The organism is Bacteroidota bacterium (genome assembly GCA_030706745.1).
Taxonomy (GTDB): domain Bacteria; phylum Bacteroidota; class Ignavibacteria; order Palsa-1295; family Palsa-1295; genus PALSA-1295.
In genome coordinates this window covers 155,308-173,854 of record JAUZNX010000007.1, presented here as the reverse complement: position 1 = coordinate 173,854, position 18,547 = coordinate 155,308, and the positions used below count along the sequence as shown (strand labels likewise).

At 53.7% G+C, this 18,547-nt stretch carries 12 protein-coding genes and 1 tRNA gene; 4 read left to right on the top strand and 9 right to left on the bottom strand.

Features of this window, described 5'->3' with window-relative positions:
* Positions 1 to 23: 23 nt before the first annotated feature.
* The 8 genes from Q8902_10030 to Q8902_09995 all read right to left on the bottom strand — a co-directional run bounded on the left by Q8902_10030 (position 24) and on the right by Q8902_09995 (position 12,001).
* The gene (locus tag Q8902_10030) at positions 24 to 1,814 is read right to left on the bottom strand and encodes a T9SS type A sorting domain-containing protein (protein MDP4199893.1); all 1,791 of its coding nucleotides are present in this window, start codon (positions 1,812 to 1,814) and stop codon (positions 24 to 26) included.
* Positions 1,815 to 2,059: 245 nt separating this feature from the next.
* Complete coding sequence (locus Q8902_10025; GenBank protein MDP4199892.1) at positions 2,060 to 3,781, bottom strand: PTS sugar transporter subunit IIA; 1,722 nt, start codon at positions 3,779 to 3,781, stop codon at positions 2,060 to 2,062.
* Between the two features lies 1 nt (position 3,782).
* Positions 3,783 to 4,361 (bottom strand): potassium-transporting ATPase subunit KdpC, encoded by a 579-nt coding sequence (gene kdpC, locus Q8902_10020; GenBank protein MDP4199891.1) that lies wholly within the window; start codon positions 4,359 to 4,361, stop codon positions 3,783 to 3,785.
* Positions 4,362 to 4,372: 11 nt separating this feature from the next.
* Complete coding sequence (kdpB, locus tag Q8902_10015) at positions 4,373 to 6,415, bottom strand: potassium-transporting ATPase subunit KdpB (GenBank protein ID MDP4199890.1); 2,043 nt, start codon at positions 6,413 to 6,415, stop codon at positions 4,373 to 4,375.
* Between the two features lie 12 nt (positions 6,416 to 6,427).
* Positions 6,428 to 8,155, bottom strand: coding sequence for a potassium-transporting ATPase subunit KdpA (kdpA, locus tag Q8902_10010; protein MDP4199889.1), 1,728 nt, complete (start codon positions 8,153 to 8,155; stop codon positions 6,428 to 6,430).
* 192 nt (positions 8,156 to 8,347) lie between these two features.
* Complete coding sequence (locus Q8902_10005; GenBank protein MDP4199888.1) at positions 8,348 to 9,856, bottom strand: ATP-binding protein; 1,509 nt, start codon at positions 9,854 to 9,856, stop codon at positions 8,348 to 8,350.
* Positions 9,857 to 10,534, bottom strand: coding sequence for a hypothetical protein (locus Q8902_10000; GenBank protein MDP4199887.1), 678 nt, complete (start codon positions 10,532 to 10,534; stop codon positions 9,857 to 9,859).
* Positions 10,535 to 10,651: 117 nt separating this feature from the next.
* On the bottom strand, positions 10,652 to 12,001 hold the full coding sequence (locus Q8902_09995) for a sigma-54 dependent transcriptional regulator (protein MDP4199886.1): 1,350 nt from the start codon (positions 11,999 to 12,001) through the stop codon (positions 10,652 to 10,654).
* 356 nt (positions 12,002 to 12,357) lie between these two features.
* On the opposite strand from Q8902_09995, the gene Q8902_09990 reads away from it, so the two are divergent.
* Positions 12,358 to 13,686, top strand: a complete 1,329-nt coding sequence (locus tag Q8902_09990) for a T9SS type A sorting domain-containing protein (GenBank protein ID MDP4199885.1) — start codon at positions 12,358 to 12,360, stop codon at positions 13,684 to 13,686.
* 232 nt (positions 13,687 to 13,918) lie between these two features.
* Here Q8902_09990 and Q8902_09985 read toward each other — a convergent pair.
* Positions 13,919 to 14,000: transfer RNA gene (locus tag Q8902_09985), tRNA-Ser, on the bottom strand.
* Positions 14,001 to 14,207: 207 nt separating this feature from the next.
* Here Q8902_09985 and glgA point away from each other — a divergent pair.
* The 3 genes from glgA to Q8902_09970 all read left to right on the top strand — a co-directional run bounded on the left by glgA (position 14,208) and on the right by Q8902_09970 (position 18,491).
* Positions 14,208 to 15,755: a glycogen synthase GlgA gene (gene glgA, locus Q8902_09980; GenBank protein ID MDP4199884.1), complete on the top strand. Its 1,548-nt coding sequence runs from the start codon at positions 14,208 to 14,210 to the stop codon at positions 15,753 to 15,755.
* 121 nt (positions 15,756 to 15,876) lie between these two features.
* Complete coding sequence (locus Q8902_09975; GenBank protein MDP4199883.1) at positions 15,877 to 17,124, top strand: hypothetical protein; 1,248 nt, start codon at positions 15,877 to 15,879, stop codon at positions 17,122 to 17,124.
* Positions 17,121 to 18,491 carry a hypothetical protein gene (locus tag Q8902_09970; GenBank protein MDP4199882.1) on the top strand — a complete coding sequence of 457 codons (1,371 nt, stop codon included), beginning with the start codon at positions 17,121 to 17,123 and terminating at the stop codon, positions 18,489 to 18,491. Before Q8902_09975 ends, Q8902_09970 begins: the two co-directional genes overlap by 4 nt.
* Positions 18,492 to 18,547 lie beyond the last annotated feature (56 nt).

The window sequence follows — 18,547 nt, the reverse complement described above, 5'->3', positions numbered from 1 at the left end:
GAACGTGAAACGAAATGAAGCGCCTACCGGACGATCGCGAATCTTGCTCGCGCCTCACCGGCTGACCCTTCGATGCTAACGTAGTACACTCCGGGAGCCAGGATCCCGAGCGACAAGTGCAATTCTGATTCTCCAGCTTCAAGCCGGAAGGCTTTCGTGAGTACGGCTGCGCCTAAGATATTCCGGATCGTGAGCGTGACTGCCTCGGATACCGGCCAGACCATATCCGCGACCGTGCTCGTTTGCGCGGGATTCGGCGAGAGGCTGAGCGTTGCGGAAGCGATAGACGTAGCTTGTTTGACCCCTGCCCAGCGCGGATTGAGATGAACGGGGATGTCCTTTGAGCCATGATAGAGCCGGAGCGTTCCGGCCCCTTGCTTCCCGTAATTCACGAGGTCGGAGTCGCTCGTGTAGCTCGGATCTGAAAAGACAATGTCACCGTACTTATCGGCGTCAGCCGTCAGCGTATCGGCGTCGAGACCTCCGCCGCCAGCAACGAACATATCCGTTTTCTCATCCAGCGCTTTACCAGTAATGTAGAAGTGATCGAACGTGACGTGTGCATCGTTGTCCGCATTGAGATAGAGCACGTGATTCCCCGTCCCCGTCATGTCGCCCGCATCCATGAACATAAATTGGTGGAAGGAGGGCCAATAGTAGTTGAAATAGAACCTCGCATCAAGATACTTCGGATTACGGATCTCGAATGCTGCGCTGTCGATCGTGATGCGACGCGAGCCAAAGTCAGGTCCGCCACGAAGGACCACAATCGAATCATCACTGTATATGTTCGAGTGTGTTCCAACATCCATCAGTAGGTCCAGGGAAGAATCGCCTGCCGTCTTTGGCAGCAAGCGCATGGAGAAGGCAGGTCCTGCCTCTACCCCGTTTGGCAACTCCCAGGAGACCATCAGAGTATCTCGCACAATAGCCTTGGCGAATCGCTCAAGAGCGAACGGCGGATCGTTTCGGAAATAGCAGTAAGTCCATCGAATTGCCCCGCTGCTGTCGTTATAATAGTCCCCGACCATCAGATCATCTCGGCCAGTGCCTCTGTAATCTGCTTGCAGTGCACCGCCATCGTGCCCCATCTGCAAAGGGCCCACGACCGCCGTCGTATCCTCACACGCAGTGTCCTTGGCGGCAAGAGCGGCGCCACCTTTGAAAAGGAGGCAGAAGACGGTGTCTTTCGAGGCATCCGCAAATGGAATGTAACCTATCAGGAGAATATCATCGATCGTGTCGCTTGTGAGGTGGGCAATGTATGCTGGAATGATTGGACGCTCCTCATTGGCTATTCCTTGAACGTACGTCCCCAAGGTTGTGACCCGCGCGGAATCGTAATTTCCCGCATCATTAGCCCAAAATATCTGGGCGCCTGTGAAGAGATCGAGCGTCTTGCCTGTCCGGAGGTGGGCAAAGATGGGTTTGCTCCCGATTTGCTGGTCCGTGAGAATCATCCGCTTGCCGCTGAGGTTGTGCAGATTGAATCCAGACCCCGTCATTGCCTGGTAGTAGGTGCCGGAGATGCTGTCGTGATTGACTCGGTCCAGATCGCCGACAATGATGTTACCCGGGCTGCCGTCTGGACTTGGCCCCAGGTTTTTGATCAGATTGCCTCCCAGCCCCTGACCGTACACCGCGCCATAAATCGTATCGATCTCGCCCGGCACACCGAACTGCGGGAAATAGCAATTCGAATCGAGCGCGGGGCTACTGAATGGCGTGTTTTGAGAATGAGCTTCCCCTCCTACAAAAAGGAGTGCTATCAGGACTATCAAACCCACCGACCGTCTCAGGGCACGTTGCTTCATACTCATAAGAAGACCCGCGAGAAGGCAAAAGGTTACACCCTCTCAGTACAATGGTACGGGATAAATAAGTGACCTGCTTGGAAATGCTTGGATCGCGGGGATCGGTTAAGGAGCCACGATCTGATCCACACACCCCAGAAACAAGTGCCCTGAGCGTCGGCAATGGGCCTCTGGGCCGACTGTACTGGGACATAGAGTTTAATAATCTTAAGATCCGTCGTTTCTGGCAGCTTGAGAGCTTGGCTTCAATGATCAGCCGATCCGTTCTTCCGTTCTTGCTCCTGCGAAGGTGGGTGATAGTTGCCGCCAGCTCGTCCTAGAGACTCCAGTTTTGCGATGAACTCATACGCCGCCAGACCTGAATCCAGGTTCGCGATTTCACGCGTAGTAGTCTTGTCGATGAAGACTCGCGCGATGGCAGCGAGAAATTTGAGGTGATTTGCACGGCCGACCGCAGGTGAAAGAAAGAGGAGGACGATGTAGGCTTTCTCGTCGCGCCCCAACGACATGACGCCTTGCGGAGTAAGCGCCATCATGGCATGAATGTCCGTGATCGCTTCGTAACCCGCCGAGTGAGGAATGGCAATACCGGTATCGAGGAATGTGCTCATCAGCCGTTCGCGCCGCATAATCATATCCAGAATCTCCGTCCGATACTGCGAGAGGCCGGGCGCCTGCTGGATCAGTTGATCGATAAGCACTGAGATTGCTTGTTCCACCGTTTCGACATTTCGAAGATTGGCAACAATAAATTGAGGCCGGAGGAAGTCCGACAGTCGAAGTCGTTCGTCGTGCGGTGGTAGCACCGATGGCGGTGCGGGAAGTAAGTCGCCATCTGAGTCCTCTTTCCTCATCGGCACGATAGAGACACCGACCTCGCCCACCTGCTTCAGCAAATCGCCGACCACTGAGCGCGAAATGAGTCGCTTCCACCAAGCGCGTTGTGTCGCGCCGATCACGAATTGTGTTATTCCTTCTTCCTTGGCAAAATGGATAAGCGTTTCGGCGGTTGAGCGACCCCGCAATTGAACGACCGTCGCGCCAAGCGAGCGAGCCAGCGCGAAGGCTTCTCGCAATGTGTTGGCCTCTTGCTCCGTGGGTTTCGTATCCTCCGCTTCGACGAAGGCGGCAATCCATTTCGCGTTCATACGACCGGCCATGCGGGAGCCATAGCGAACAAGCTTTTGAGCGGCTGATGTCGCCGGTATTGCCACAAGGACCTTTTCGCCGCTCGCCGCAGTGCCCGGCGTATTCGTTTCGTGCCGCGCTTCTTTATCCTTTTGCTCAACATCGTTGGCGAGTTCCCGTAATGCCAACTCTCGCAACATGCTAATATTGCTGCGAGTGAAAAAATTCTTGAGCGACCGCTCGATGCGCTCTTTTGGATAAATCTTGCCTTGTTCGAGACGTTCGCGGAGTTCGTCGGGGGTTACATCGACGATAATCATTTCGCGCGCAAGACTAAAGAATGTGTCGGGCACGCGTTCCTTTACTTCCACGCCGGTCATCCGTTCCACCATATCGTGGACACTCTCCAAATGCTGGATATTGCAGGTGCTGAAGACCGCAATTCCTGCTGCGAGAATATCCTCGATGTCCTCGTATCGCTTTACGTGCTTCGTACCTGGAGCATTGGTGTGTGCAAGTTCGTCAACGAGGACGACTTCGGGCTTCCTGGCGATGACTGCATCAGTATCCATTTCCCGGAGCGACACACCCTTATACTCGTAAGTTTTCGGAGGAATGACTTCGAGCTCACCGACCTGGCTGAGCGTGTCAGGGCGCTCATGCGGCTCGACATAACCGACGACCACATCGACGCCGCGGCGCTTCAGCGCATTCCCGTCCTGGAGCATCCGATACGTTTTTCCAACGCCCGGTGCCGCGCCGAGATAGATTCGGAGCGGACTTTCCTTCGCATATTTGATCTCGTGCAGGAGATCTTCGACTGATAGAGATTCGGTCACGTTACGGTTGCTTGCGATGCTTCAGCAGATCGAGATTGAGTGCAAGTACGTTGACTCGTGGCTCGCCTAAAAATCCCAGATCGCGGCCCTGAATGTGCGACCTCACAAGTGCTTCAACGGCATCCATTTGAAGATTATTCGTTCGCGCCACGATCTTCGCCTGCAGCATGGCATTCGCAATGGTAATGTCCGGATCGAGCCCCGAAGCCGAACTGGTAATCATGTCGGCGGGTAACGCACCAGCAAGCTCAGGATAGAGTTTGCGAAGCGAATCGCGATCGTGAGTCAGGCGATCCATGAGTGCCTTGCTGGTCGGCCCGAGATTGGTCGCGCCAGAGTTTGCCGCATCATAGCCAGTGCCGGCAGCCGACGGTCGGGATCGGAAGAACTTCGCGTCTGCGAACTGCTGCCCGATCAATTCCGAGCCAATCACTTTGCCATCGCGTTCGATGAGACTGCCATTCGCCTGCTTCGGAAACACGAGTTGAGCGATTCCCGTCATCGCCAGCGGATAGACGATGCCAACGAGCACCGTCAGGATGACAGTCATGATGGTAGATGTGATGATTGTCTTTATCATAGTCGTAACCTTCAAATTCCGAATGCCGATACAATGAGGTCGATCGCCTTGATGCCGACGAATGGGATGATAACACCACCTACGCCATAGACCAGAATGTTGCGCCGGAGCACCGCTGCCGCGCCAAGCGGACGGTATTTAATGCCTTTGAGCGCAAGTGGCACAAGAGCTATGATGATAAGCGCATTGAATATGACCGCTGACAGTATCGCACTTTCTGGAGAGTGCAATCCCATGACGTTCAGCGCGCGCAGTTCGGGGAACGCCGCCATGAACATCGCTGGAATGATCGCGAAGTATTTCGCGACATCGTTAGCAATACTGAACGTGGTCAGGGCTCCACGAGTCATGAGCAGTTGTTTGCCGATCTCGACGACCTCAATGAGTTTGGTCGGGTTGCTATCGAGATCGACCATATTAGCCGCTTCTTTTGCGGCCATGGTGCCGGTGTTCATTGCGACGCCGACATCGGCTTGCGCCAGCGCCGGTGCATCGTTTGTGCCATCGCCAGTCATGGCAACAAGCTTGCCACTCGCTTGCTCTTTGCGAATAAGGGCCATCTTGGTCTCGGGCGTGGCCTCGGCGAGGAAATCATCTACGCCGGCCTCCATCGCAATCGCTTTGGCGGTCAGTGGATTATCGCCGGTAATCATCACCGTCTTGATTCCCATGGTGCGCAACTGATCGAACCGCTCGCGCATCCCTTGCTTCACAATGTCCTTAAGATGGATCACACCAAGGATATTTCCATCCTCCGCCACGGCGAGGGGCGTTCCGCCTGAAGTGGCAATTCGCTGGACCTGCACGGTCAGTTCGGCTGGCATTCCATTCAGGCCAGCAAGTTTTGAGATCGCATCAACTGCGCCTTTGCGAATCGCACGACCGCCAATATCCACGCCACTCATGCGCGTATGTGCGGAAAACGGAATGAAAGTCTTATCGGCCTTGAACAAGTCCTCTGGTAACTCCTTGACAGTCTGTTGTGCGAGCGCGACAATGCTGCGGCCCTCGGGAGTCTCATCCGCAAGACTGGATAAGTGGATCGTTTGTGAGAGATATTCGAGCGTAATGCCAGGTGCGGGCAGAAACTCCGTTGCCATCCGGTTGCCAATGGTGATCGTCCCCGTTTTATCCAGAAGAAGTGTATTCACATCGCCGGCGGCTTCGACCGCGCGACCCGACATGGCAAGCACATTGCGTTGCAACACTCGGTCGATACCCGCAATACCAATCGCTGACAGCAAGCCGCCGATGGTCGTAGGGATCAGACACACGAGAAGCGAGATCAAAACGACGACGGAGATCGTGGTCGATAAGTACTGCCCCAAAAAACTCAGTGCGACGACGGCGATCAAGAATATGATCGTCATGCCCGCGAGCAGGATCGTGAGCGCAATTTCGTTCGGTGTCTTCTGGCGTGAAGCACCTTCGACGAGCGAAATCATCCGGTCGATGAACGTCTCGCCCGGATTCGAGGTGATTTTGACTTTGAGCCAATCCGAAATGACGCGCGTGCCGCCAGTGACTGCGCACCGGTCGCCGCCGCTTTCACGAATGACCGGTGCGGACTCGCCGGTGATCGCGGACTCGTCAATCGAGGCGATGCCTTCGATCGCATCACCATCGCCGGGAATGACATCACCGGCCTCGACCAGCACCACATCGCCTTTACGGAGCATGGTGGCGCTGACTTGTGCGGTATTGCCATCCTTGCCTATTTGCTTTGCAACGGTTTCGGTCTTCGTCTTGCGAAGTGCGTCAGCTTGAGCCTTGCCGCGCCCTTCGGCCATGGCTTCGGCAAACGTTGCAAAGAGCACCGTGAACCACAGCCACGCCGAAATCAGACCTGAGAACAAGGCATCGCCATGCACGGCCCTATCCAAGTCGAGAACCCAATAGTAGGTCGTGAGCACCGCGCCGATCTCGACGACGAACATCACCGGATTCTTGTATAGAATGCGCGGGTCGAGTTTCTTCAGCGCATCGAAGCTGGCGCGTTTGACAATCGGCGCGTCGAAGAGCTTCTTCTGTTGATGGATTTCGTGTTTTGCCATGTCCGGTGACGATTAGAATAATTTGCCGGCACCCATAAGCAGGTGCTCCAGAATAGGACCGAGCGATAGCGCGGGAAAGAAGGTAAGTCCAGCGACGATAATAATGACCATCACAAGCAAGGTGCTAAAAAGTGGGGTATTGGTCAGGAATGTGCCTGATGAAGGTGCGACCGCCGTCTTGCGCGCCATGCTTCCGGCAACAGCAAGCATCGGCACAATCACGAAGAAGCGACCGACCAGTTCGGATAGCCCTTGCGTGAGATTATAGAACTGTGTGTTGGCACTTAGTCCCGCAAAGGCCGACCCGTTGTTCCCTGTCGCCGAAGCGAAAGCGTAAAGGATTTCGGTGAGTCCATGAGGCCCAGCGTTGGCAAGGCTCTTGAGCGCCGCCGGATTGACTACCGCCCATGCCGTAAAACCGAGGATACAGAATGCCATCGAGAGAAGCGCGAGCATCGAGAGCTTCACCTCTTTGGATTCGATTTTCTTGCCGAGATACTCAGGCGTTCGTCCAACCATGAGGCCTGCGATGAAGACCGAAAGAATCACGAAGATCATCATCCCATACAGCCCTGCTCCGACACCACCAAAGATCACTTCGCCAAGCAAGATATTGAAGAGCGTGACCATCCCGCCGATCGGCGTGTAACTCTCGTGCATCGAGTTCACCGCACCGCAGGATGCATCGGTCGTTACAGTTGCGAAGAGGGTGCTCTGCGCAATCCCAAAGCGGACTTCTTTCCCTTCCATGTTGCCGCCAGGCTGTGTGTCGGTTGCTGTGCGCTGGATGCCGAGCTTTTCCGTGATCGGGTTTCCAGATTGTTCTGCGGTGTAGCATGTCATCAGCCCAGCCAGAAAGAGGAACGTCATTGCACCCCAAATTGCCCAGCCTTGCTTTTGGTCTTTTGCCATGCGACCGAACATATAGGTCAGACCGGAGCCAATGGAAAAGATGAGGATAACTTGAATGAAGTTGGTCAGCGCCGAAGGATTTTCAAATGGGTGCGCGGAATTTGCATTGAAAAACCCGCCACCGTTCGTGCCAAGAATCTTGATTGCCTCTTGGGATGCGACTGGTCCCATCGCAATGGTTTGTTTGGCGCCTTCGAGCGTTGTGGCCACTACGTATGGCGAGAGGTTCTGGATCATCCCGGTTGCGATGAAGATGATGGTAGCGACAATCGACATCGGCAGTAACACATAAAGCGTGCAGCGAACGAGATCGACCCAGAAGTTGCCGATTGTTTGTACTGACGAACGAACCAGACCTCGCACGACAGCCAAAGCGATTGCGATGCCGACCGCAGCCGAAGCGAAATTGTGGAAGGCAAGGCCAGCCATCTGCGTGAAGTAACTCATTGTCGTTTCGCCGCTGTATGCCTGCCAGTTGGTATTGGTGGTGAAGCTCATCGCGGTTCCGAAACTGAGATCGGGCGCGACGGCGCCGAAACCTTGCGGATTCCACGGAAGCACATGCTGAAACCGCAGCATCCCATAGAGTACAAGCCCGGTCACGGCGCTAAATATCAGCATGGCGCCGGAATATGCTGTCCATTTCATTTCGGTCTCTGGATGAATGCCGCAGAGCCGGTAGATCAGACGTTCCAGGCCGCCCACGAAGGGCGTCAGGATCGTTCGCTCTCCGCGAAAGACTTTCGTAAGAAATACCCCCATCGGTTTCGTGATGAGAATGAGCACCACGAGATAGGCTACGAGTTGTAAGATGCCGTTGGCAGTCATGGCAGTGTGTTAGAATTTTTCAGGATAGAGCAACGCATACATGAGGTACGCGATGACCGCGATGACGAGGCCGAGAAGTATAATTCCGCTCATGATGTTATATCCTGTCGCAATAAGCCTGGAACGCGATGGAAATCGCGAAGAAGGCGATGATGATGGCAACGTATAGGAGATCTTCCATGTGTTGTGTGATTAAACTGTGAGTGGCAGCGCAATCGTGAATGTCGATCCCTGGCCAAGACTGCTCGTGGCCCAAATGCGACCACCGTGGGCTTGGACGATCTCTCGCGCGATAGCAAGTCCAAGTCCCGAGCCGGAGCCAGCGCCCATTGCGCCGGCCTCGACCTGTGCGAACTTCTCGAAGATGCGTTCGATATCTTTTTCCGGGATGCCTTTGCCATGATCGGTCACGGATAGCCAGACTTCGCGCTCAATTGCACTGGCTCGGATCTCGACTGATGCGCCACGCGGAGAGTACTGAATGGCGTTCGACAGCAAGTTCGTTATCGCCCATGCCATCTTGTTCGGATCGACTGATAGCTCAGGTACATCCGGCATCACGACGATGTCGATGCCAACGTTCGCACGATCTGCGTGCATGGCAATCGGCATGATGGCGCTCTCGATCAGGGTATCGGCATCGACCACAGAGCGCTGAAGTTCCAGTGTTCCTGTTTCAAGCTTCGCAAGGTCGAGCAATTCACCGACAAGACTCAACAACCGATTGGATTCGGTTTGGATACTGGTGACGAGTTCGGCTTGCTTCTCGCTGATTGGCCCGGCAATCCCATCTCGCAATAGTGCGCTCGTTGTCTTGATGGCACTGAGCGGGTTCTTCAGTTCGTGCGCCGCCGTTGCCACGAAATTGCTTTTGGCACGGTCCAACTCCTGAAACTCGGCGAGACTTCTCCTTGAGACGGCAACGGCAAGCAGGATCGCAATACTAACGAGCAATCCAGTGATGACGAGTGTAGAGGTCCGAGCGATATTCGCTTTCTCGATCATCGCGTCCGACCGGGCGAACATCGCGCGCTCGTTGAGACGGAGCATTCGCTCGATGGCGGCCATGACCTCGCTGCTCATGGCCGTGAGATTGGACGTGCCACCGGAGATCAAAGCAGTATAGAATTCCTTATAAGAGGCTTCAATCGTTCGCGCCGCTTCCAGTTCGCCTCGCTCTGTAATGTTATGAAATTCCAAATCCAGCGCCTCATGGAAGGCGGCATCTGTACTTCGGATCGCGGCAGAGCCAGGACGCGAGTCGAGGAGGGCGTCGACGGCGTGCTCCATCCTGTGGGCGTATTGGATGCTGCGGTAGTTCGCAATGAATACGTTCTCAGCCACGCGGCCCAACGAGGTGATGCTGTAATATGACCACCCCGCAATCAGAAGCGTAAGAAAAATGACGAGCGAGAAACCCGTCAAAATGCGGATGCGAAGACCTCGTTCCAGGATGCGGTTGGCCATGGGTCGTCTTGGATTGTCTCCAAAACTACGGTATGCGCCGATGATATGTGCGGGATGCCCAGTTAAGAGCAGATCGTTACTTCCACCGACCCACCGCGCAGATCGAGCGAACGCCGCCTGTTGGCGCATCTGGCTTGCGCGCTGCAGGATTCTGGCATCGTTCGCCCGTCCGACCCATATTGCGGCGGGTACGACGCTGCCAATGAAGGCTCCGTTGAGAGTTGCCGCGAACATTTAGAAGCTATATCCTATCTCAACGAGAAAGCTGTCGCCATCGCGGGAGACGTTCGAGATTTGGTAGGCCGGATAGAGGATCCATTTGCCGAAGGGACCGACGAAGAGTCCTGGCGTGACAAATCCCAGTGCATTCTGTCCCGAGTAGGCATCAAGCGCGAGCGTGAGCCAATCATTCAGAGCATACTCGATGCTGCCGAGCGCCCCGACCACATTGCCGATGCCAGTGAATGCGTCCGTTGCGATATAGACGCCGCCATCAAGACGTAGCTTCGTGGCGAGCTTGTATCCTGTCATCGCGTACGCGAAAAAGGCCACGGTGCGACCCGATGTCAGCGGTAAATAGAGATGGACACCTTCCGTCAGAGTCCAGGGAGCTGTCGTATCCAGCACCTGACCATGTTTCAGCGTAATGTGCGCCGCCCAAAGCTTATCACCTATGTTGATGTAACCGGGAAGATTGAGACCCCCTTCAAAATTGTATCCGTAACCGAAGACGACACGCGGCGTTATTGCTACGAACCTTGGTTCATTGGTTCGGAACGATCCATCGACTTCAGCATAGACCGAACCAGGTGCCAGCACGTCCTGACTGGGGACGTTAAAGATTGTCTGCTGTGCGCGACAAAGATTAGGGAATACTGCGGCGAGCCCGATGGCAATGGCGAGTGCTTTCATGGCAGAGAGAGAATACACAACCGGTGCCAGAACAGATAATCGAACAAACTCGCACTGTTTCGCTATCCGCCACGAGCATGCGTATAGCGTTTCGCTACGGTGACCCGTAGCATTCTGCTACTCGATCCCGTACATCCTGAGTTTGCGGTACAGCGTCGTGGTGGCGATATTGAGTTGCTTCGCGGTTTGGAGTTTGTTGCCCCCGTTTCGTTCGAGCAGGTCCAGGATATACTTCTTCTCTACCTCATCAAGCGGGACAACACCGTTCTCAAGCTGGCCAGATGCGATCGCCGGATGCAGAAATAGTTCTTCTGGGAGGTGTTCGAGTTCGATCTGATCGCCATCTGCAAAAATGAGAGCGCGCTCGATGACATTCTTGAGCTCACGTACGTTGCCGGGCCAGTCATAGTCCGCCAGTCCGCGCATGGCATCTGCCGAGATGCGATAGACTTTGCGTCCGGCTTTCATTGCAAGCTCCCGTAGGAGAGCTTCAGCAAGCAACGGGATGTCCTGTTTCCGTTCGCGAAGTGGCGGCAGGTGAACCGAAATGACCTTGAGGCGATAATACAGGTCCTCGCGAAAGGAATGAGTGCGGACCGCCTCCGCGAGGTCCCGGTTCGTCGCTGCGATGACGCGGACATCCACGATTCTGGTCTTCGTGCTTCCGACGGGTGCAATCTCTCCCTGTTCGAGGAACCGCAGTAATTTGACCTGCGTCTCAAGCGACATCTCACCAACCTCATCGAGAAATACTGTCCCACGATCTGCCGATGCTAAGAGGCCTGTCTTATCACGATCGGCGCCAGTGAACGCACCTCGAACGTAACCGAATAACTCGCTCTCTAACAAGTCCCGTGGAATTGCGCCACAGTTGATGGCGATAAATGGCGCGTCCTTGCGGGGACTATTTGTGTGAATCGTTTCCGCAATCAGCTCTTTACCCGTGCCTGACTCGCCCGTTATAAGAACGCGCGATGTCGTTGGAGCGACCCGGCGTAATGTATCCTGAAGCTGCAGGATCGCTGGGCTTTGGCCGACAATCTTCCGAAACGAGAACTCGTTGCCGACCCGTTTGCGCAATCGCTCGATCTCTTGCTTGAGCGTGCGCTTTTCCAACGCCTTCTCGACGACCAGCATGATTTCTTTGTAGTCCGTCTCTTTCGTGAGATAGTCCGCCGCGCCAAGCTTCATCGCCTCGACAGCGTTCTCGAGTTGAGCATGACCCGTTAGAACGATGACCTCGGTTTCCGGCGCGAGCGTCCTTGCTTGCCTGAGCATGTCGAGCCCACTTTCCGAACCCATTCGCATATCGGTAATAACGAGGTCAAACACTCCATTCGAGGAAAGCAGATTGACGCCTTCCTGCACGTTAGAAGCGAGCGTTACCTGATGCCCATAGTGTTCGAGAATTGTACGATAGTTGTCGCGGGTTGAAAGTTCATCGTCGACGAAAAGAATGGATGCCATTTGTAGATTGCCTCTCGTAAGGTAAAAACAGTTGGACAGGGAAATTCCTTACCTGTCTTCGATGATCCAGAGTTCTAATCTAATCCCGCGCGAAGGAGAGTCCGTTTTAATAAAGTCCGCCGATCGTGGTGTTGGATCCATAGGATCAATGCCGAATCCGTGCTTGTACTGGACGCAACATTTTGGTGTTTTCGATGTTATGGGCAATCAGGTAGGAAATTCCGTTCAGACCACTTCTGACGGATCTTCCTGGGACCGCGTTCAAATACCGGCTCCAGCAACCCCCGGAACATATTTTATTCACGTTTCCGCTGGGGTACTTGCGCTCACCTTAAACTACTCCGTGATAAACTGACATGAGGACACGAGTCTTCGCTTGCCTTGCGATTGTGGGCTGTGCTTTTTGGGCACAGCCCGCTGATGGGCAATGGAAAAGGATAGGAAGCTTCAAAGACAGTGTCACTCAGAGAGAAGAACAAATTAATTGTGTTTATTTCTTGGATCTTCCGGGGCCACCTCGGATTGGCTTCGCATGCGCTGATGATCTTTGGAAGACCACGGACGGTGGAAATAGCTGGTTTCGTTTGAGCAGCAAGAATGAACCATACTTTGCTTATGACATTGTTTTTAAGGACACCCTCTTAGGATGGGCCGTCTCACAAGCCATTGGCACACATTATCTTTGTTTTCAAACAACGGACGGGGGATACTCCTGGAAGCCATTATATACCCCCATTTCTGGTGATCCAGATCCGTTTGCTGTTTATTATTCGGATTTCTCAAACCGGCTCTTTCTTGGACTCGTCGATTCCGTGATGCTGGTTTCAAACGATCAGGGCGATACTTGGGAACGTACGCCAATTAAGTGTGCCGTCGCGTTTGCATTTACTTCTCCCGCGAATGGAATCGTCGTTACCAATCCTATAGTGTACCTTCCGACATCGGGCACTCCCACCGTGATCGATAGTCTCTCCCATGTGTTTGTGACATCGGACGGCGGCGTGACATGGCGAATGGGACATCAGCCGTTTAACCGGTATGCAAATGGTTATGCCTTTCAGCCGCTGGCTATTCCGGGCACGTCAACATATTTCGAAGTCGAAGGGCACGATGGTTTTCGAGTATGGCGGAGCGATGATTCTGGAATGAACTGGAGTCTCATTGCCGCCCCGAATGATTCAGCCGTTGTCTTGCCGATTATTCGAGGAACACTGAAACACCTCTACCTTCAGACGATGGATTCGGGAATGTACAAGTCGACAGACGAAGGTATCACTTGGCATCGTGAGGGTGGCCCATCTTGGCCAGCGAATGGCCTTTCTCGATTCTATAGCAATAAAACTGTCACGATCGCTTCGAGAGCATATGACAGTAGTGCTTACGGTCCTTTTTTCGATGGTCTGTGGGAGAAGATCGATCCTGAGTCGAGTGTGAAAGAGAGCCCCGGACCCCCTTCAACGAATCTTTCTGTTTCGCTTGCTTGCGGCACTCTTACCGTGTCGTCGTCGGAGAGCGCGTCGCGGGTGGAGGTGCTTGATGTTCTCGGCCGTGTGGCTGCTGCCAACGAACGACGGGAGGCGAGCATGGCAATCATCGATGTTGGCGGCCTCCCAATGGGCGTCTATTTCGTCCGCGTCTTCCTCGGCACTGGCGAGGTGCAGACGGTCAAGGTTGTGAAGGAATAGCTTACTCTCTGAGAATTCTCCTATTTGCAAGATTGCCTCTCGTGTTGGCCTTCGATCATGCAATTGGACGATTCCGGGAAGAGTCTTCGCTGAGGACTCTATTCGACTAATTCACCCTCGATTCTCCCCAAAGCTCACAAATTTGTTGCTACAGTGATGCTAACCAAAATGAATCAACACTTTTGGAAAGGTAATAAGTCATTGGCATATAAGGACTTGCGGCGAATTCTTGCGGAAGGCCCGGGATTCGAACTCGGAAGCCCTTGCGGGCGGCAGTTTTCAAGACTGCTGCAGTACCATTGTGCCAGCCTTCCAGGTGTGCGGCCCCTTAACTCCGTATCAAAGCAAGGCTGTTCCCGGCGCTGTCTTTGGTGGGCCCAAGTTGCACTATTTCATCGATCTCACGGAGTGAGGACAGAAATTCCGTATTTTTGTAGGACGTTTCGTCCGCTTAGGCGGATGACATGTCATATTCAATCAGTCTAATATACGACAATTTTTTAGGCCGTACACGAGAAGTTATGAGTCAACCCCGTGGCGCCGCTCAGATGACGCTACCGCCGGCGAAATTCCCTCCGCGCAGCGTGCTGTTTCTCTCGACTGAAGTCTTTCCCTATGCGAAGACTGGCGGTCTGGCCGATGTTAGCTCCGCGTTACCGCAGGAGCTCCGCATGCTTGGCCACGATGTTCGCGTCCTCATGCCGAAGTATGGATTTATTGGCGAGAAGAAGCAGAAGATTCATCTGATCAACCGCCTGCAAGGCGTCGATTTTAAGATCGGCGACAAGTACTGCGTCGCAAATATCAAGTCGAGCGCGATTCTTACGCAGAAGACGCGCATTCAGATGTACATGCTCGAAAGCGAAGAGTACTTTCAGCGGATGGGCATCTATCTCGATCCTGAGACCGGAAAGGATTATCCCGATAACGATGAGCGATTTCTGATGTATGCTCTTTCGGCGATCGAATTGTGCAAGCGGCTCATGTGGAAGCCGGATATCATCCATTGCAATGATTGGCAAAGTGGGCTCGTCCCGGCATTGATGAAGCTGATTTACAAAGACGACCCGTTCTTCGAGGGTACGAAAACAGTCTTCACCATTCACAATCTGGCATATCAGGGTAACTTCCCGGAAACGACATTCCCAAAACTTGCTCTACCACCTGAGGCATTCTCGCCTCAGGGACTCGAGTTCTTTGGCAGGGTCTCATACCTCAAGGCGGGTATCGCGTACGCGGACGCGATTGCGACCGTGAGTGAAACATATTCTGAAGAAATTCGCACGCCGGAGTTCGGCTGCGGCATGGAAGGAATCCTCGCCAAGCGCAAAAAGGATCTATATGGGATTCTGAATGGGATCGATCTTTTGGTTTGGGACCCGCTCAAGGATGTGAACATTGTGCGGCCATTTTCCGTCGATGATCTCTCAGGCAAAGAAGAGTGTAAGAAAGACCTTTGCTTTGCGATGGGAATTCCTTACAAAGAGGACCAGCCTGTTCTCGGCATGATCGCGCGGCTATCAGACCAGAAGGGGTTCGATCTCGTAGCGGAGTGCATGGAACCACTTATCAAGAGCGGCGCCCAGTTTGTATTGCTCGGTGAGGGCGAGAAACGCTACGAGGACCTATTCCGCAAGCTCCAGAAGAAACACCCGGACCAGATTGGCGTACATTTCGGATTCCATGATAATTTTGCACACAAGATCGAAGCGGGTAGCGATATTTATTTAATGCCGAGTGCCTATGAACCGTGCGGGCTGAATCAGATGTACTCGATGCACTATGGCACGATCCCTGTCGTCCGCAAGACGGGTGGATTGGCCGATACGGTCATCGACGTCGAAGATGGAACGAAGCGTCTTCCGGCAACCGGGTTTACATTCGAGAAATATGATGCGAAAGCATTTTGGAAGGCGCTCGAGCGCGCGCTTCACGCCTACTATAAAGACAAGAAACTGTGGCGTACGCTGCAGGCCAATGGGATGAAACAGGATTTTTCCTGGGACGCATCCGCAATTCGATATGCCGAAGTCTACGAAAAGATCTTGTGCCCCAGTAAGAAGACTTAAGACGGAAGCGGCAGGAGGTCTGAGGACTTTTGCCTCAGGAACAGAACTCCGCGCTATAGCCTTTAGCCCTGCTCATTCGGATTTTCGAAGACCTTTTTTCCTTCATCCTTTCCATTCGGCTTTGACTCTTCGTCTTTTCGTTCTTCTCTGCCTGGCTCTGGTGGTATCGAGCTGTGAGGAAAAAGTCTCGACGCTCGGCGCGCCGTATTATCGGGATACCGTGCAGTTCAACCGTACCATCCGCACGGATACCGGCTTTATGAAGATGCGGCCAGTTTCGGTGCCGAGAATCGTGCTCGGTGGGAACACCTATTCGATTACGCTCTTCTCACCGCTCCTGATCGTGGGCAAGGTCACGCAAGGTGAAAATATCGAGTCCTGGGGCGTGCTTCAATTCCCGACACTTCCCGACACGACGATCGCTAAAGTCGTTGGGATTCGCTTGCTGCTGAAGGACCAAACATATAAGTATGGAGATACGACTACAAGCCCGAACCGGCTGGACTTGCAAGTCTACGAATATTCTCCGCTGGCTGGCGCCTATCTCGATTCGTTGACCTCTCTATCGAAGTCCGCGCTTGTTTCAACGCCACTGGGCTCATTTCAGGGCGATTTCGCCGATGTGAACGACAGCGTTCTGGCTTTCTCGATCGATACATCCATTGTTAAGAAAGACCTTCGCTCGGCTTCACTTGCCTTTGTGGTCGCGCCTGGTGCAACCATGACAACGGCACGGGGATTCGGCTCAATGGAAAGCGGCGATACGAACGCGCGGCCCCAAATCGAGTATAGCATTAAAGTCGATACCGGAATTCTAGTGACGCGCTTGACGGCGCTGAAGGATCTTCACATTGCGATGGACCAAAGCGATCCGACTCCTGCTGGCGAGTTTATGTTACGCGGCAGTACAGGATGGCGCGTTTTCGACACATTGTCACTGACCCGACCTGGCGATACGGCACAGCTCACTGCATTTTCGACTATTAATAGTGCTGAGTTGATCCTGAGTCTGGACCCGGCACGATCTCGGCGTTCGACGCTTTCGTTTGACACAGCGGGGCCTGCGATCGTGCAGTTGTTAGGTACGAATGATACCGGCGCTGCACTCTTTGCCAGCGGATACCACGACGCGAGCGATCCGAATATTTATCATTTCCAAATACGAACATTAGTCGAGTACTGGCTGCGCAATCCTACGAAAAACTTCGGGTTCGAATTGCGCGCAGGCTATAACACGCGGACATTTGTCGCCGGAGACGCATTCGGTGTTGAAGACAATACGATCAACCGCTGGACATTTTATGGTCAGGACGCGACGGACCCAACAAAGCGGCCGAAATTCATTCTTTCCTATTCCAAGTTGCCATGACGCGAATCGCCTCTCATACTGTCATTGCGAGAAGCGACGAAGGAGCGATGAAGCAATCCCGACTGGATAGCATCTCTTCCCTCGCAATGACGCTTGCAGTGCTTGTTTTTACATGGTTTGTCTTCACGAACTCGGCCTTCGCGCAAGGTTCGACCTATAACTTCTTTGGGTTCGGTACGCCTCTTCCTACCGCCGATCCAACGATCGAAGGGCTGGGTGGGACGGGGGTGGCGTTGCAAGGGACTCGTGTTGTAAACGTCATCAATCCGGCCGACTGGAATTGGCTGACACGGGCTCGCTTTAATGTGGCGCTTCGATATGATTATGCGAACGATCAGCTTGGCGGAATCACCGAGCAGCAACATAATATCACGCTGAGCGGTATTTCTTTTGGTGTGCCATTCTGGAGCGAGCATTCCGCTGCGCTTGCGCTCGGGTACGTCCCTCTCACTGATGCAAGTGGTAAGATCGAAGCGTCAGATTCAATGGCAACGAAGACATATGTTCGCCGAGGTGGTGCCAATATGCTCTTTCTCGGCGCAGGAATGCGGCTTGCGAGCGCATTGGCCATCGGCGCACGGCTCGATCTTATCACCGGAAATATTCGGCATCAGGACCATCTGGCATTTACCGATCTGACGCAAGATTCCGCTGAGTATGAACGCGACTATCTGTTTAATGGATTGCGTCCGACATTCGGCATCGAACTGATCGGTGATTCGATTGCGGACGGTCTTCGCGGCCTTACCATCGGCGCCTCCTACAGCCTCGGAGCCAGCCTGACTGCTACCCGGGAGACGATCATCACGCCGATTTCCAGCACCCTCGACACGACGATCGACGAATCAGGAAAAGGCTACTATCCATCTTCCTTCGCCGCAGGCATTTCATATCATTTTAGCTATCGCTATCGGGCTGAAGTCGATTACTCGGCGCAGAATTTTGCGAGCGCCTATGTGTTCGCGCCATTGACTTCGAGCGGGGATCCATCACTTCGTAATGGTAGCCGTATCTCCGTTGGAGTCGAACGTCTGCCGAATATTTCTGGTGAGTTTGGTACATCGTTCGGGCTTGATCGTTGGGGATTGCGACTTGGCTTTGCATATAGTCAACTTCCCATTGAGGTTGCCGGATTCAACTTTTCTCCAAACGGTACAGGTTCATCATCATCCGGTGGAGTAACCGAACTCGCCCTCTCCGCTGGGCTTGGTATTCCGCTTAGCTTCGAGACGCTGATGAATCTTTCGTTGACCGTTGGTCAACGGAATCCAACGGACGCTAGCGTTGCGCCGAAAGAGACCTTCCTCCGTTTGGGTGCAAGCGTCAGTCTGTCGGATAAATGGTTCGTTCCGACGCGTCGAGAGTGAATGAGATAGAATCCCACAGACTCTCTGGGTTTTCTATCGAAGCTATATTATACAAC